Genomic DNA, 15,971 nt, shown 5'->3' on the forward strand with positions numbered 1-15,971 from the left:
GTCAGACGGCGCGAATCACGTGTTTGATTTCCTGGAAAGCCTGCAAGCCCCACGGCCCCAATTCGCGGCCGATGCTGCTCTGTTTGTAGCCACCCCAGGCCGTCTGCGGGAAGATCACTTGCGGCGCGTTGATCCACACCAGCCCCGCCTGCAAGGCGTTGGCGACCCGGTCCGCGGCTTCGGCGTCGCGGGTGACCACGCTGGCCACCAGGCCGAACTGGCTGTCGTTGGCCAGGGCAATCGCTTCGGCTTCGGTGGCGAAACTGCGCACGCAGATCACTGGCCCGAAAATCTCTTCACACCACAACGCACTGCCCTGGGGCACTTCGGTGAAAATCGTCGGCCGCAAAAAATAACCGCGGGACAGGTCTGCGGGCCGATTGCCGCCGCAAACCAGTTTGGCGCCAGCATTCAAACCACGATCAATGTGGCCCAGCACACGCTGGTATTGCGCCTGATTGACCAAGGCGCCCATTTCCACGTTCGGGTCGAACGGATCGGCGACGCGAATGGCTTCGGCGCGGGCCTTCAACCGGATGAGGAATTCATCTGCCAATTCGTCAGCGACCAGCACGCGGCTGGTGGCGGAGCACATCTGCCCGGCGTTGAAGAAGCCGCCGCCACAGGCCACTTCCACCGCCAGTTCGATGTCAGCATCGGCGAGCACTAGCAGCGAAGATTTGCCGCCCAGTTCCAGGCTCACGCCTTTCACGGTTTCCGCCGCGCGTTGCATCACCTGCACACCGACCGCGTTGCTGCCGGTGAAGGAGATTTTGGCAATGCGCGGGTCGGCCGACAGCGGCGCGCCAACCGCCAGCCCAGTGCCGCAAACCAGGTTGAACACGCCATCCGGCAAGCCGGCTTCAGCGATGATCGCCGCCAGTTCCAGCTCGGGCAGCGGCGTGACTTCGGACGGTTTGAGCACCACGCAGCAACCGGCCGCCAGGGCTGGGGCAAGTTTCCAGGCGGTGGTGACCATCGGGAAATTCCACGGCACGATCAGGCCGACCACGCCGCACGGTTCACGGCGCACACGGGCGCTGAAATCGTCGGTGGGCAGCTCGACATTGCTGTCTTGTTTGGCATCGAGGCCTTCGGCCAAACCGGCGTAATACTCGAATGTGGCGATCACGTCATCGACGTCGATAGAGGCTTCGAACAGCGGCTTGCCGTTGTTGCTCGACTGCAATTTCATCAAGTGATCGCGTCCGGCCTGCACGCCAGCGGCGATTCTGCGCAGGATCGCGCCGCGCTCGGCGCCGGTGGTTTTCGACCATTCCTTGAAGGCGTCAGTCGCGGCAGTGACGGCTTGATTGACAGACTGCTCATCGCCGCCATTCACGGTGGTCAACAGGGCTTCGGTGGCCGGGTTGATCACGCGCAGATGTTCGTTGCCGGCGGACCATCGGCCGTCGATGTACAGACCGTCCAGGGTCGTTGGAAAACTCATTTCGACACCGCCTTCATCCACGACGTCTGATCGATTTCAATCAGGGTCGGGCCCTGACGATCAGCGGCGGTGCGCAAGGCGCTGCGCAACTGCTCGACACCGTTGACCGCTTCGGCCGCGCAGCCCAACGCCTTGGCCACGCCGATGAAGTCCGGGGTGTAGATGTCCACGCCCACCGGTTCGATGGCGCGGTTGACCATGTATTTCTTGATCTCTTCGTAGCCCTGGTTATTCCACAGCAGCACGATCACCGGGGTGCGCGCTTCAACGGCGCTGGCCAGTTCCGGCAAGGTGAATTGCAGGCCGCCGTCGCCGATCAGGCACACCACCGGAGGACGCGCACCGTTTTCAAGGCTGCCACCGAGCCAGGCGCCGATTGACGCCGGCAAGGCGTAACCGAGAGTGCCGTAACCGGTGGACGAGTTGAACCAGCGACGCGGGCGTTCCGGGTTGAACGTCAGGTTGCCGGTGTACACCGGTTGGGTCGAATCGCCGACGAACACAGCGTCCGGCAATTCGTGCAGCACGGTTTCGAGGAAGCGGGTCTGGGCCAGGGTCGGGGCGTCCCAGGTCGCGGCGAGGTCTTCGCGTAAACGTGCGGCACGGACCTGACCCCAATCGTTGCGACGCTCGGCCAGCGAGTGTTTGGACAGTTCGCCCAGCAGGGCTTGAGCGGCGTTGCGCGAGTCCGCGACCAGGGCGACTTTCGGCGGGTAATTACGCACGGTCTGGTCGGGGTCGATGTCCACGCGCAGCAGCACGCCGGGGATCTCGAAACCGCCGGCAAACGTGACGTCGTAATCGGTCTCGGCCAGTTCGGTGCCGATGGCCAATATCACGTCGGCCTCGGCCACCAGGGCACGGGTCGCAACCAGGCTCTGGGTCGAACCGATCAGCAACGGGTGGCTGGATTCGAGCATGCCTTTGGCATTGATGGTCAGGGCCACCGGCGCGTCCAGCAGTTCGGCCAACTCGGTCAGCTCGGCGGCCGCATCGATGGCACCGCCACCGGCGAGAATCAGTGGACGCTTGGCGCCGGCCAGCAGCGCGGTCATGCGGCTGATGGCGCTTGGCGAGGCACCGGCGCGGTCGATGTTCACCGGGAGACTGGCGAGCAGGTCGTCGGCCTCTTCAACCAGCACGTCCAACGGAATTTCGATGTGCACCGGACGCGGACGACCGGCCTGGAACAGTGCAAACGCACGCGCCAGCACGCCCGGCAATTCCGCCGCCGACATCAGGGTGTGGGAGAACGCCGCCACGCCGCCGACCAATGCACTCTGGTTCGGCAGCTCGTGGAGCTTTCCGCGACCGCCGCCCAACTGGCTGCGCGATTGCACGCTGGAGATCACCAGCATCGGGATCGAGTCGGCGTAGGCCTGGCCCATGGCGGTGGTGATGTTGGTCATGCCTGGGCCGGTGATGATGAAGCACACACCCGGTTTGCCGCTGGTGCGCGCATATCCGTCGGCCATGAAACCGGCGCCCTGTTCGTGACGCGGCGTGACGTGGTTGATACTCGAACGGGCCAGCCCGCGATACAGCTCCACGGTATGCACCCCGGGAATGCCGAACACCTGCTCGACCCCGTAATCTTCGAGTAACTTGACCAATACTTCGCCGCACGTCGCCATGTCATTGCCCTTTTTGTTCGTTTGAGACGCCGGGCCTGCGCAGTGTTTATGATGCGTGGGCAGGTCCAGGGATGGCCTCATTGGAACGGGCGACACGTAGCCGCAACAATGGATAAAAAATCATACTAGCCATGTCCTCACGTCATACCTTGGATCCCAATGAAACGATTGCCTCCCCTGCCGGCACTGCACACTTTTCTGATCACCGCGCAGTGCTGCAACTTCACCCGGGCCGCCGAACAGCTGTACATCACCCAGGGCGCGGTGAGTCGGCAGATCGCCGGGCTGGAAGAACATTTGGGTTATGAACTGTTTATCCGTCAGGCCCGCGGCCTGGACTTGACCGTCGAAGGACGCGAATGGCTGCCACGGGTCCAGCAGATTTTCGGCTTGATCGACGAGGCGGTCGAACAGATCGGCGAGAAGCGCGAAACCCTGCAACTCAAGGCGCCGACGTGCGTGATGCGCTGGCTGCTGCCGCGCCTGGTGCAGTGGCAAAGGGAGCGCCCGGATGTGCCCGTGGAATTGACCACCACGGTGAAACACGGCGTGGATTTTCATCGTGAACAGTTCGATGCGGCGGTGATCTATGGCGTACCGCCGGAGACGTCACTGGCGTCCCATCGGCTGTTCGATGAGCAACTGACGCCGGTCTGCTCCCGACCGTACCTCGAAGGGCCGGTGCCGTTGCAGGCGCCGGAAGATCTGGAACAACACATGCTGTTGCATCCGACCCGCGACGAACGCGATTGGAAAGCCTGGCTGGCCAGCGCCGATGTGCGCTTGAGCAATGTCGGCAAGGGTCAGCATTTCGAAACCCTGGACCTGGCGATGTCGATGGCGTCCCAGGGCACAGGCGTGGCGATCGGGGATTGGTCGTTGATTGGCGATGACCTGAGCGCCGGGCGGCTGGTCATGCCGTTTGAATTGAAGGTGAAGACGGGGTTGGCGTATTACCTGGTGTTCCCGGAAAAACCCGGACCTTCGCCGAAATTGCGCGAGTTGTTGGGGTGGTTGGTGGAGCAGGCTCAGAGTCGCTGAAAAGCTGAAAAGCTGAAAAGCTTCGCGAGCAAGCCCGCTCCCACAGGAGAATGCATTCCAATGTGGGAGCGGGCTTGCTCGCGAATGGTTTCAGCCGCGCTATCAATACCCGACAGTGAACCGCTGACGCGAATGCTTCGGCGCTTCCACTTCATCGATCAGCGCAATCGCGTAATCGGCAAACGTGATCCAGCTGCGCCCTGCACCGCTCACCAGCAAATCGTCCTTGCCCACCCGAAACGCCCCCGTGCGTTCACCTTCGACAAACTCCGCCGACGGTGACAGGAAGGTCCAGTCCAGATCCTTTTCCTGACGCAGGTTCCCAAGAAACTTAGCCCCGGCGCTCGCCTCTGCCTTGTACTCCTCCGGAAAGCCCTTGCTGTCGATGACGCGAATGCCATCCGGCAACAACAAAGAACCCGCACCGCCCACCACCAGGAGACGCTTCACCCCGGCCTTTTTCACCGGCCCGACCACGGCGCTGGCCGTAAGGGTCGCGAAGTGCGCCGCGCTGATGACCACGTCATGGCCTTCGACGGCGGCTTGCAACGCCTCAGCATCAAGGGCATCGACGTTCCTGGTAACCACACCGGCACGCGGGCCGATCTTCGAGGTGTCGCGGGCAATGGCCGTGACGCTATGACCTCGACGCAGGGCTTCTTCCAGCAATTGGCTGCCGGCACGGCCGGTGGCACCGATGATTGCGATTTTGCTCATGACGTTCTCCAGTTGGCTTGGGTATATCTGACGTTTGCAGCGAGTGCGATCACGCAATCCTGTGGCGAGGGAGCTTGCTCCCGTTCGGCTGCGCAGCAGTCGTAAACCTGAGAATGCCCTGTGGCTGACACACTGCAGGGGAGCGCTTCGCACTGGAGCGCCAGCCCGGTCCAGCGGGAGCAAGCTCCCTCGCCACAGTTAATCCCCTCGCCACATAAACTCATTCACCCCACTTCATCTCGCCCTTGGCGACTTTCGCACTCAGCTCCAGCGAGCTCTCTTCGCCCAGGGTCGGGAAGCGCTTTTTCATCGCGGCGATCAGCGCGGCGGAGTCTTTGGCCTTGGCGGTTTCTTCGTCGAAGGCCTTGATGTAATCGGCGGTGAACTGCACGGCGGCCAACGAACGGGCGCTCTGCCCCAGGTAATGCCCCGGCACGATGGTTTTCGGTTTCAGGGTTTCGATGGCGTGCAGCGTAGCCAGCCAATCGGTGTGGGATTGCGCGGTTTGCGTGTCAGCCATCCACACGTGGATGTTTTCTGCCACGACCACCCCACCGACCACGGCCTTGAGCGACGGGATCCACACAAAGGTCCGGTCTGGCTGTTTGCCGTCCAGGCCCACCACCTGCAACTTCTGCCCTTCGAGCATCAGACTGTCGCCCTTGAGTACGCCGGGCACAATGGTTTTGGCCGGCACGTCGGCGCCCATTTTCGGGCCCCAGAACGCCAGTTTGCCGTCAACGGTGTGCTTGATGTGATCAACGGTTGGCTGCGAGGCCAGCACTTTGGCGTTCGGGAACGCGGCGGTCAGGGTGTCGAGGCCGAAGTAGTAATCCGGGTCACCGTGGCTGATGTAGATGGTGGTCAGTTGCTTGCCGCTGGCGCGGATTTTCTCGACCACCTGTTCGGCCTGGGATTTGCCGAATTGCGCGTCGACCAGAATCGCTTCTTTCTCGCCGCTGACCAGAACCGAGGTCACCGGGAAGATCGCCTTGTCGCCCGGGTTGTACACGTCCAGGGTCAGGGTCGATGCCGCAGCGGCGTGGGCCGCGAAGCCGAGGGTGGCGGTGGCCAGCAAAATGCGCTTGAGAAAGGTGAAGCCGATCATCTGTTGCTCCGTTGTCCGAATGCCGTGTCTGGCGATGGGGACAGAGCTTAGTTGCATGACTCAGTACAAAAAATGCGATGCTTGAACATAGTTTGTTTCTGAAAGCGGGCAAATCATGGATCGTCTACAAGCAATGCGAGTGTTCGTCTCAGTGGTCGACCTCGGCAGCCAGTCGGCCGCCGCCGATCATCTGGACCTGTCACGGCCGGTGGTTTCGCGTTATCTGGCCGAGCTGGAGGATTGGGTGGGTGCGCGCCTGATGCACCGCACCACTCGCAAATTGAGCCTGACGGCTGCAGGCAGCGAAATCCTGCCTCGCTGTCGGCAGATGCTCGACCTGTCCACCGACATGCAAGCAGCGGTCAGCGAGCCGGATGAGGCGCCACGTGGCCTGCTGCGCATCAGTGTCAGCACTTCGTTCGGCCAGGCGCAACTGGCGGATGCAGTGGCCGCGTACGTCAAACGTTACCCCGGTGTCAGCATCGACATGCAGATGCTCGACCGCACGGTGAATCTGGTGGATGAACGCATCGACCTGGCGATTCGCACCAGCAACGACCTGGACCCGAACCTGATCGCCCGGCGGCTGACGGTCTGCCGCTCGGTGATCTGCGCCTCCCCCGCCTACTTGAGCGAACACCCGACGCCGCAACGGGTCGAGGACTTGAGCCAGCACAACTGCCTGACCCACTCCTATTTCGGCAAAAGCCTGTGGCATTTCGAGGAGGACGGCGAGCCGGTGTCGGTGCCGGTGCAGGGCAACATCAGCGCCAATGAAGCCAGCACCTTGCTGCGCGCAACCATGGCCGGTGCGGGGGTGGCGATGCTGCCCAGTTATCAAGCGGGTGTGCATATCCACAGCGGCGAGCTGATCCGCCTGCTGCCCCAGGCCGAGCCACGGCAGATGAGCGTGTACGCGGTGTACGCCTCACGCAAGCACATGCCGGCGGCGCTGCGCAGCATGCTGGATTTTCTGGTGCTCAGGTTTCCCGAAGAACCAACATGGGATATCGGCCTGTAACCGAATCAAATGTGGGAGCGGGCTTGCTCGCGAATGCTGTGTGTCAGCCAACATTGATGCCGACTGACCCACCGCTTTCGCGAGCAAGCCCGCTCCCACAGTTCGATTGGGGATACCGCTGACTATGCGCTCGACACCCTCCCACAGGGGTATCAGTGTTCTGAATGGCGGGATAATTACGTAGACCGTGTGACTGGCAACTCACCCGCGCTGACCTATGCTGAAAGTAATACCGAAGGGTATTCGTTCAGAGGTCAACGCCATGAACACCAAAACAAGAAGATACGTCGCCATTTTCGTCACCTGCGCAGCGACGCTGGCGTTGTATGGTACCGCCGCCTGGCGTGTCGAGCAGTTGCGACAACTGCCCCGTGACTACGCGAGTTGTAACTTCGAGCGCTGCATTCCCCACAACGCGACCCTCAACGCCCTTCGGTAACGAAGGCGCTCAGGCCTCGTTATCCTGATCGGCCTTCAAGCGGTCGCGAAAAGCCTTGGGCGAGATCCCCACCCGGCGTCGGAACAGGCGCGTGAAGTTGGTCGGATCGGAAAACCCCAACACGTCAGACATTTCGTAAATGGTCATGCTGGTGTAGGTCAGCAGGCGTTTGGCTTCCAGCAACTGGCGCTCGTGCATGATCTGCAACGCCGGCTGCCCCGCCAGCTCGCGGCAGGTGCCGTTGAGGTGCGAGACAGAAATCCCCAGCCGATGCGCCAGGTCCTCGACCTTGACGTGCTGACGATAGGTCTCTTCCACCAGCTGGATAAAACCGTTGAGGTATTCCCGGGCGCGATGCGGACGCTGACTGGCATCACGGCGCGAAATCACCTGACGGCTGACCCACACCATGATCACGCTGACCAGCGAATGCATGAGCATTTCGCGCGCGGGCTGGTGGCCGGTGTATTCGTCTTGCAGCGCTGAAAACAGGCTATTGAGGTACTCGCTTTCCTGGCCCGCCGGATAACTTTCGGCTTGGGCCAGCGCGTTCACCGAGTTGCCCAGTTGCGCCTGAAGATGAGCAATCAACGGCGCGGCCAGGGTAACGACGAACCCTTCGACGTCCTCGGAGAACCGGTAACCATGCACCGATAACGGCGGCAGGATCAGGATCGCCGGTTCAGTCAGTTGCGTCTGTTTGCCTTCGATTTCAAGCTCTGCCTGACCTTTGAATACGAAGAGTAACTGGCATAAATCAGCGTGACGGTGGGGTTTGATTTCCCACTGGTGTTCGCGGCTGCGTTTGGAAATGGTTTCACAGTGCAACAAGTCAGGGGTCGGCCAGTCCAGGCTTTCACCGTAGAGCTTGAACACTGGAATCGAAGGCAGGTCAGGCTTGTTCATCACTTCAATCCAGGCCTCAGAGGGTTACGGGCGATAATCGCACCGATTGGCAGAATGTACAGGTATCGGCTCAGTTTTCACCTTCAATTGACAGACCCGCAAGGGAAAAATGCAAGCACTCGATCCATAAAAATCATTCACCGGCCGTGGTCGCGTGAAGCTTGCGAGTCATAAAAACAATGAAAACACTGAAAACCCAAATCGCCATCATTGGCGCCGGTCCCTCCGGTTTGCTGCTAGGCCAATTGCTGCATAACGCCGGAATCGACACCCTGATCCTCGAACGCCAGACCCCCGACTATGTGCTCGGCCGAATCCGCGCCGGTGTCCTCGAACAAGGCATGGTAGAGCTGTTGCGTCAGGCCGGAGTGGGTCAGCGCATGGACGCCGAAGGGCTGGTCCATGGTGGTTTCGAACTGGCCCTCGACGGCCGCCAGGTGCACATCGATCTGCAAGCCCTGACCGGTGGCAAAACCGTAATGATCTATGGCCAGACCGAAGTCACCCGCGACCTGATGGCCGCTCGTCGGGAGGCTGGCGCGCAGACGATTTATGAAGCCGGCAACGTCGAACCGCACGGGATGAAAACCGAAGAGCCGTTCGTGACGTTTGAGAAGGATGGCGAGACCTGGCGCCTCGATTGCGACTACATCGCCGGGTGCGACGGTTTCCATGGCGTGGCGCGGCAGTCGATTCCTGCCGAGTGCCTGAAGGTTTTCGAGCGGGTCTATCCGTTCGGCTGGCTCGGGATTCTCGCCGATACGCCGCCGGTCCACGACGAGTTGGTGTACGCCCGCCACGCGCGCGGTTTTGCCCTGTGCAGCATGCGCTCGGCAACCCGCACGCGTTATTACCTCCAGGTGCCGGCGGACGAGAAGGTCGAGGATTGGCCGGACCAGCGATTCTGGGATGAACTCAAGTCGCGTCTGCCTGCGGCGCTGGCCGACACCCTTGTGACCGGGCCGTCCATCGAAAAGAGCATCGCGCCGCTGCGCAGTTTCGTGGTCGAACCGATGCAGTACGGGCGGATGTTCCTGGTCGGCGACGCGGCGCACATCGTCCCGCCCACCGGCGCCAAAGGCCTGAACCTGGCGGCCAGCGACGTCAGCACCTTGTTCACTATTTTGCAGAAGGTGTACAACGAGGGGCGACTGGACTTACTGGAGAAGTATTCTGAAATCTGCCTGCGCCGGGTCTGGAAAGCCGAACGGTTTTCCTGGTGGATGACCTCGATGCTGCACCGCTTCGATGATCACGACGCCTTCAGCCAGCGCATCTGCGAGTCGGAGCTGGATTACTTCGTAAACTCCGAAGCCGGTCGAAAAACCATTGCAGAAAATTACGTCGGGCTTCCTTATGAGGCTATCGAATAGCCTGCTATCGACTTACACTGGCGAGCACCGCCGCTCGCCTTGCTTCGTGCGGGTCAATCACTGCCCGCAGGTTTTCAGCCGTGACCAATCTCCACCAGCCTGAAACGCCCAAACCGGCCATTCGCAGCGTGTTGATCGCCCTGATGCTGGCGATCTTTCTCGGCGCACTGGACCAAACCATCGTCGCCGTTTCAATGCCGGCCATCTCCGCGCAATTCAAGGACGTCAGCCTGCTGGCCTGGGTGATTTCCGGCTACATGGTGGCGATGACGGTGGCGGTGCCGATCTACGGCAAGCTCGGCGATCTGTACGGCCGGCGCAAGTTGATGCTGTTCGGCATGGGGCTGTTCACCCTCGCCTCGTTGTTCTGCGGCATGGCCCAGAGCATGGAGCAGCTGGTGCTGGCGCGGATCATTCAGGGCATCGGCGCGGGCGGGATGATTTCGGTCAGCCAGGCGATCATCGGCGACATCGTCCCGCCCCGGGAGCGCGGTCGTTATCAGGGTTATTTCAGCAGCATGTACGCCGTGGCCAGTGTCGCCGGCCCGGTGCTCGGCGGTTACATGACCGAATACCTGTCGTGGCGCTGGGTGTTTTTGATCAACCTGCCGCTGGGCCTGGGTGCCTGGCTGGTGGCCAATCGCACGCTGGTGGGTTTGCCCGTGCCACAACGCCAACCGATCATCGATTACCTCGGCACGCTGCTGATGATTATCGGTTTGACTGCCTTGCTACTGGGCATCAGCGAAGTCGGTCAGGGCCACTCATGGCGCAGCGCCGAAGTGCTGGGCCTGCTTGGGTGCGCAGTGCTGGTGCTGGCGCTGTTCGTCTGGCATGAGCGCCGGGCGCGGGAGCCGTTGCTGCCGATGCACCTGTTCGCCAACCGCAACGCGATCCTGTGCTGGTGCACGATTTTCTTCACCAGTTTCCAGGCGATCTCGCTGATCGTGCTGATGCCGCTGCGCTTCCAGAGCGTCACCGGCGCCGGGGCCGACAGCGCCGCGCTGCACCTGTTGCCGCTGGCCATGGGCTTGCCGATCGGTGCGTATTTCGCCGGGCGCCGGACTTCCGTGACGGGGCGCTACAAACCCATGATCCTGACCGGTGCCGTACTTATGCCAATCTCGATTCTCGGCATGGCCTTCAGTCCGCCTCAGGCTTTTTTGCTCAGCAGTCTGTTTATGTTGCTCAGCGGGATCGCCAGCGGCATGCAATTCCCGACGTCATTGGTCGGCACGCAGAACTCGGTGGAACAGCGGGACATCGGCGTCGCCACCAGCACCACCAACCTGTTCCGCTCGCTGGGCGGCGCGGTGGGCGTGGCGCTGATGTCGGCGCTGCTGCTAGCATTGCTGCAGGATTCGAGCTTCGCCCACCTGGCCGGTTCGTCGACGATTGCCGAGGGCGGTTCTGGGAATGTGTTGCTGGACGGTTTGAACGCTGCGCCGGGGGAAGCGCAGAACGCCTTGCGCGCCGAATTGCTGCTGACCTTTCAGCATTTATTGATGGTCAGTGCGGCGGTGTCGTTGTTAGGGCTGGCGGCGGCGGTTGCGATGCCGAACATGCTGTTGCGTGGGCGGGAGGATAAGGTTCGATAGGGGGACCGAGTTGCCTGCATTCGCGAGCAAGCCCGCTCCCACAGGGTTCTCGGTCGTACACAAGATCTGTGAACACTGGAGATCCCTTGTGGGAGCGGGCTTGCTCGCGAAAGCGGTCTACAGGCCACGGTGAATCAAGGGCTGTAATACCCGACAGCCACCAGAAAATGCCCGACCTTTTTCAGGTAGGCATGTTTGTCCTCAACCTTGCCGGTCACCGGGTTTTTCCAGCGGTATTCGTATTCGCCGTAATCCTGTTTGGCAATCAATGCCAGGATCGGCTCGCCCACCGGTTTGCCTTCCGGGTCCTTGATCTTGCCAAAATCGGTGTTGATCAGCCGCAGGTTGGTGCCGTGAGCCACGTAACGCTGGGTGTTCAGGTCGACCACGAAGACGTACAGGTCATCCTGCAAATACCCGCCCTTGAGGGAGTTGATCGCGGTCAGCGTGCCCTTCTCGTCCTTGGCAAGATCAGTCGCCGCTTTGTTGAGCAAGGCCATCGCCTGCTCCGCCGACGCCCGTGGCAGGTAGTAACCCACGGCGAGAATCCGCTGGCCAACACGCTGATAGAACACATGCTTGCGCTCGACCTTGCCGTCGGACCAGTTCTGCCAGCGGTATTCAGCCTGCTGGATGCCATTGCCTTCTGGCACGTTCAAGGCGTCTTTGAAGGCTTTCTGCAAATCCGGGCCGAGGGTTTCAGACACATCACGCCCGATCAACGCCGAAGACGGGCCACCACTGGCGAGCATCACGCCCTTGGTATCGACCACGAAGACGTAACGATCCTTATCGACAAACTCGCCCTGACGGCTGAACGCTGCGAAGGCCTTGTCGCCGTTGTCGTGGTAGTAGGCCAAGGCTTTTTCCAGCAAGGCCTTGGCGGCCTGGCTGTCATCCTTTTCCGCCGTAGTGGCCTGAACCTGCCCCAGGCACAGCAACAGCATCCCCCCCAGCACGGCCAACTTGTGCAGACCCCCCATAGCGCATCCCCTCGTTCTTGTCGGTGTTTCAAGAGCGTAGACGGCTATGGGATATGTACGAATATTCAGGAAAGCGCCGGCCATCGCGGCAAATGGGGTTTGTGTGGCGAGGGAGCTTGCTCCCGCTGGGGCGCGAAGCGGCCCCAAAACCATTCACCGCAGTTATTCAGTCAGATCGGCAGTGCCTCGTTGACGACTGCTTCGCAGCCGAACGGGAGCGAGCTCCCTCGCCACAGGATCCAGCAACCGCGCTATTGCGCCCGGGCGCGGAGTTGCTGCTGCAGATTCTGGATCTGCGCCTGAAGGGTGTTGATGTTGCGGGTGGTCTGCCCGCGGAAGGCGTCGAACTCGGCGGTATTGGTGACGCCTTGCGCGGCAGCCGGGCGGTTGTCCTGCTGGCTTTTGAGCACGATCATGTCTTGCTCCAGACGATCGATGGCGGCGCTCGGGTTGCCCTGTTTCTTCAGCGCAACGATGTCGGCGCCGAGGCTTTTGAGCTGGGCGTCGAATTTGCTGGTGTCGTCCAGGGCATTTTTCAACGCAGCCAACTCGGTGCTCAAGGCTTTGACCTGCGCCTGCAATTGCGTGTTAGCGGTCTGGTGTTCGGTGCTCTGGGCGGTCATTTGCGCCAGGCGTTTGTCCAGATCGGTGGTTTGCGCAGTCATCAGTGCCAAGCGCTTGTCCAGATCGCTGGTCTGACCGACTACACCTTGCTGCTGCTTGCTTTGATCCTGCAGTTGGTTTTCCAGCTGCTTGATTTGCAGCTTCAGGGCTTCGCTGCCGCTGGTGACGTTGGTCTGGCTGGCGACCACCTTGCCGGAAATGTCCTGCAAGCGCCCCGCCGCATCCTCACTGATCCGCGCGAAACTTTCCTGGGTGGCCACCAGTTGCTGTTCCATCAGCGAAATCTGCTGAAAGCTCCACCAGGCAAGGCCGGCGAACGCGAAGAACAAAGCGCCGACCAAGGCCCACAGAGGACCGGTGCTGGCACTTTTGACTTTGACCACCGGCGCCGTGCGCGAATGCACGGAGGTGCGTTTCGAGGTCGGAAAATCATCGTCATCGGGGATGTCTGCACGCAGGCTCGGGACATCATCGAAGTCGTCGTTGGCATCGTTACGCATGGACATTGAGTCAACCTTTGTGGAACGCGGTGATGGCTATAGGCGGCGAGTATAAACCCCACTGCCGCAGCGATTGACCCTCAACGCCAAACTCGGTTCAGTGCTGGCGGGTTTGTCACTGCAAAAGTCAGCGAATGTCCTGAGCTTTCCACCAGCCGCAAAATTCATCGAGGGCCGTCCAGAGACTGACTTTCGGATCGTAGTCCAGATAATGCCGGGCGCGGCTGATGTCCAGGGTGAAATTTTTGTTCATGACCTGCATGCCCAGTCGCGACAGCGTCGGCTCGGGACGGCCCGGCCACAATTTGCACACCCCTTCGTTGAGCGCGGCAACGCTGTAGGCCAGACCGTAGGAACGGTAGCGCGTCACTTGTGGGACTTCCATCTTGCGCATGACGTAATTGACCACGTCCCACAACGGCACCGGGGTACCGTTGCTAATGTTGTAGGCCTTGCCCAGCGCCGAACCGCTGGCCAGCAAGCTGCTCAGCAACGCTTCATTGAGGTTCTGCACGCTGGTGAAATCGACTTTGTTCAGGCCGTTGCCGATGATCGCCAGGCGTCCCTTGCGCTGCATCTTCAGCAGTCGCGGGAAGATGCTCATGTCACCCGCTCCTGTCACGAAGCGCGGGCGCAGGGCCAGGGTTTCGAGACCGAATTCCTGTGCACCAAAGACCTTTTGCTCGGCGAGGAATTTGGTGGCGGCGTAGGGATGCTTGAAACGTTTAGGCACTTGTTCTTCGGTCAGCCCCAGATGATCACGACCATCGAAGTAGATCGACGGCGACGACAAATGCACCAGGCGCCGGACCCGCTGTTTCAGGCAGGCCTCGACCACGTTTTCGGTGACCTGCACGTTGCCTTGATGAAAGTCCTGATAACGTCCCCATAAACCGACCGCGCCGGCGCAATGCACCACCGCTTCGACATCGGAACACAGCTCGCGCGCCAGTTCCGGGTCACTCAAGTCGCCCGGGATAAACTCGGCGCCACGGCGCACCAGGTGTTCGACGCTTTCGGCCCGGCGACCGTTGACCCGCACGTCCAGGCCCTGCTCCAGGGCGAAACGCGCAAAGCGCCCGCCAATGAAGCCGCTTGCGCCGGTGACCAGAATTTTCATGTAGAGCTCCGATGTCTTTCGTTTTGCGTAATGCGTAATGCGTAAGTCTTGACGCTGCCCGTCAGTCCAACGGCACCAGCCATTGCTTCGACGAACGCACCAATTGATCGGTCAGCAACCCCAACAGCTGACCGCCATTGCGCCAATGATGCCAGTACAGCGGCACATCGATGGGCTTATCTGGCAAAAGCTCCTGCAAGACACCCCGTTCCAGCTGCTCGCGCACCTGTAATTCGGGCACCAGACCCCAGCCAAGTCCGGCTTCGGTCAAGCGAATGAAGCCCTCAGACGATGGGCATAAATGGTGCTCGAAACCGCCATCGACACCGAGGGAGGCGAGGTAGCGATGCTGTAGGAAATCGTCCGGGCCGAACACCAGCGCCGGGGTTTTTGCCAGCAGATCCGCACGCACACCCTCAGAAAAATGCCGGGCGATAAACGCCGGGCTGGCCAGCGCGCGATAACGCATGGCACCCAACAACACGCTGCGCGCGCCAGCCACCGGGCGCTCGCTGGCGCAGATGCACGCGGCCACTTCGCCAGCGCGCATGCGTTTGAGGCCGACCGTCTGGTCTTCGACGACCAGGTCCAGCAGCAGGTGTTGCTCGGCGCAGAAATCACTGACGGCTGCGGCCCACCACGTCGCAAGGCTGTCGGCGTTCAGCGCGATGCGCAGGCGTTCCGGCAGACCCTCTTCGTCCAGCGCGGGCACCAGCGTCTGTAGATCCCGCTCAAGCAAACGCACCTGCTGGACATGGTTGAGCAGTCGCCGACCAATCTCGGTGGGCGCCGGCGGCGTCACCCGCACAAGCACCGGCTGGCCAACCCGCGCCTCCAGCAGCTTGATGCGCTGGGAAATCGCCGATTGCGACAAGCCCAACACCTGCGCGGCGCGTTCGAATCCGGCCTGCTCGACCACCGCGGCCAGAGCAGAAAGCAATTTATAGTCGAACATCAGTTTTCCTAATGAGCGATCAGCATGATTGGTTTTTCTTATACCGCGTTGCACCGGAGAATAGCCAGCAAGCACTCTTGAACAGGAACACCGACATGGCTGGCGAAACTTCATTGGCAACGCTGCTACGCAGCATGAGCCCGCAGCTCAACGACGGCGAATACGTGTTCTGCACCCTGCGCGACGGTAAGTTGCCCGCTGGCCTTGAGATCGTCGGCAGCTTTCGCGAGCAGGAAGGGCTGACCGTCATTCTCGAACGTTCCCACGCCGAGAAGGCTGGTTTCAGCTTCGACTACGTCGCAGCCTGGATCACCTTGAACGTGCACTCGGCCCTCGAAGCCGTCGGCCTGACAGCCGCCTTCGCCACAGCACTGGGCCAGGCCGGCATCAGTTGCAACGTGATCGCCGGTTACTACCACGACCATTTATTCGTCGGTCAGGCCGATACCCAACACGCAATGCAAGTGTTGCGCGACCTGGCAGCCCACGCGGAGTAAACCCT

Annotated in this window: 15 protein-coding genes; 6 read left to right on the forward strand and 9 right to left on the reverse strand. The window is 61.2% G+C overall.

What is annotated here, in order from left to right; translation table 11 throughout:
* Position 1: 1 nt before the first annotated feature.
* Positions 2-1,450 carry an aldehyde dehydrogenase family protein gene (locus ACA068_RS23010; RefSeq protein WP_497305016.1) on the reverse strand — a complete coding sequence of 483 codons (1,449 nt, stop codon included), beginning with the start codon at positions 1,448-1,450 and terminating at the stop codon, positions 2-4.
* The gene (locus ACA068_RS23015) at positions 1,447-3,084 is read right to left on the reverse strand and encodes a 5-guanidino-2-oxopentanoate decarboxylase (RefSeq protein ID WP_497305018.1); all 1,638 of its coding nucleotides are present in this window, start codon (positions 3,082-3,084) and stop codon (positions 1,447-1,449) included. The genes ACA068_RS23010 and ACA068_RS23015 overlap by 4 nt, the downstream gene beginning before the upstream one ends.
* Before the next feature lie 159 nt (positions 3,085-3,243).
* Between ACA068_RS23015 and ACA068_RS23020 the strand changes: the two genes are divergently transcribed.
* The gene (locus ACA068_RS23020; protein ID WP_497305020.1) at positions 3,244-4,125 is read left to right on the forward strand and encodes a LysR substrate-binding domain-containing protein; all 882 of its coding nucleotides are present in this window, start codon (positions 3,244-3,246) and stop codon (positions 4,123-4,125) included.
* A gap of 102 nt (positions 4,126-4,227) precedes the next feature.
* Here ACA068_RS23020 and ACA068_RS23025 read toward each other — a convergent pair whose 3' ends face one another.
* A complete protein-coding gene (locus tag ACA068_RS23025) occupies positions 4,228-4,842 on the reverse strand; it encodes an NAD(P)-dependent oxidoreductase (protein ID WP_497305022.1) in 615 nt (204 codons plus the stop codon).
* A 220-nt stretch (positions 4,843-5,062) separates the two neighbouring features.
* Entirely contained in the window at positions 5,063-5,950 is an 888-nt protein-coding gene (locus tag ACA068_RS23030; RefSeq protein ID WP_497305024.1) for an MBL fold metallo-hydrolase, read from the reverse strand.
* 115 nt (positions 5,951-6,065) lie between these two features.
* Between ACA068_RS23030 and ACA068_RS23035 the strand changes: the two genes are divergently transcribed.
* On the forward strand, positions 6,066-6,971 hold the full coding sequence (locus tag ACA068_RS23035; protein WP_497305026.1) for a LysR family transcriptional regulator: 906 nt from the start codon (positions 6,066-6,068) through the stop codon (positions 6,969-6,971).
* Between the two features lie 262 nt (positions 6,972-7,233).
* The gene (locus ACA068_RS23040) at positions 7,234-7,410 is read left to right on the forward strand and encodes a hypothetical protein (protein WP_497305028.1); all 177 of its coding nucleotides are present in this window, start codon (positions 7,234-7,236) and stop codon (positions 7,408-7,410) included.
* Between the two features lie 9 nt (positions 7,411-7,419).
* On the opposite strand, the gene ACA068_RS23045 is transcribed toward ACA068_RS23040, so the two are convergent.
* A complete protein-coding gene (locus tag ACA068_RS23045; RefSeq protein ID WP_497305030.1) occupies positions 7,420-8,316 on the reverse strand; it encodes a helix-turn-helix domain-containing protein in 897 nt (298 codons plus the stop codon).
* Positions 8,317-8,504: 188 nt separating this feature from the next.
* Between ACA068_RS23045 and pobA the strand changes: the two genes are divergently transcribed.
* Both pobA and ACA068_RS23055 read left to right on the forward strand, forming a co-directional pair.
* A complete protein-coding gene (gene pobA, locus ACA068_RS23050) occupies positions 8,505-9,689 on the forward strand; it encodes a 4-hydroxybenzoate 3-monooxygenase (protein WP_497310651.1) in 1,185 nt (394 codons plus the stop codon).
* 80 nt (positions 9,690-9,769) lie between these two features.
* Entirely contained in the window at positions 9,770-11,287 is a 1,518-nt protein-coding gene (locus ACA068_RS23055; protein ID WP_497305032.1) for an MDR family MFS transporter, read from the forward strand.
* Positions 11,288-11,421: 134 nt separating this feature from the next.
* Here ACA068_RS23055 and ACA068_RS23060 read toward each other — a convergent pair whose 3' ends face one another.
* The 4 genes from ACA068_RS23060 to ACA068_RS23075 form a co-directional block, all read right to left on the reverse strand.
* Complete coding sequence (locus tag ACA068_RS23060) at positions 11,422-12,270, reverse strand: cache domain-containing protein (protein ID WP_497305034.1); 849 nt, start codon at positions 12,268-12,270, stop codon at positions 11,422-11,424.
* A 251-nt stretch (positions 12,271-12,521) separates the two neighbouring features.
* Entirely contained in the window at positions 12,522-13,400 is an 879-nt protein-coding gene (locus tag ACA068_RS23065; protein WP_497305036.1) for an ATPase, read from the reverse strand.
* Between the two features lie 121 nt (positions 13,401-13,521).
* The gene (locus ACA068_RS23070) at positions 13,522-14,514 is read right to left on the reverse strand and encodes an NAD-dependent epimerase/dehydratase family protein (protein WP_497305038.1); all 993 of its coding nucleotides are present in this window, start codon (positions 14,512-14,514) and stop codon (positions 13,522-13,524) included.
* Between the two features lie 61 nt (positions 14,515-14,575).
* A complete protein-coding gene (locus tag ACA068_RS23075) occupies positions 14,576-15,469 on the reverse strand; it encodes a LysR family transcriptional regulator ArgP (protein WP_497305040.1) in 894 nt (297 codons plus the stop codon).
* Between the two features lie 95 nt (positions 15,470-15,564).
* Between ACA068_RS23075 and ACA068_RS23080 the strand changes: the two genes are divergently transcribed.
* Positions 15,565-15,966 (forward strand): ACT domain-containing protein, encoded by a 402-nt coding sequence (locus ACA068_RS23080; protein WP_497305042.1) that lies wholly within the window; start codon positions 15,565-15,567, stop codon positions 15,964-15,966.
* The last annotated feature ends 5 nt before the right edge of the window (positions 15,967-15,971 follow it).

It is taken from the genome of Pseudomonas sp. LBUM1660 (assembly GCF_059695935.1).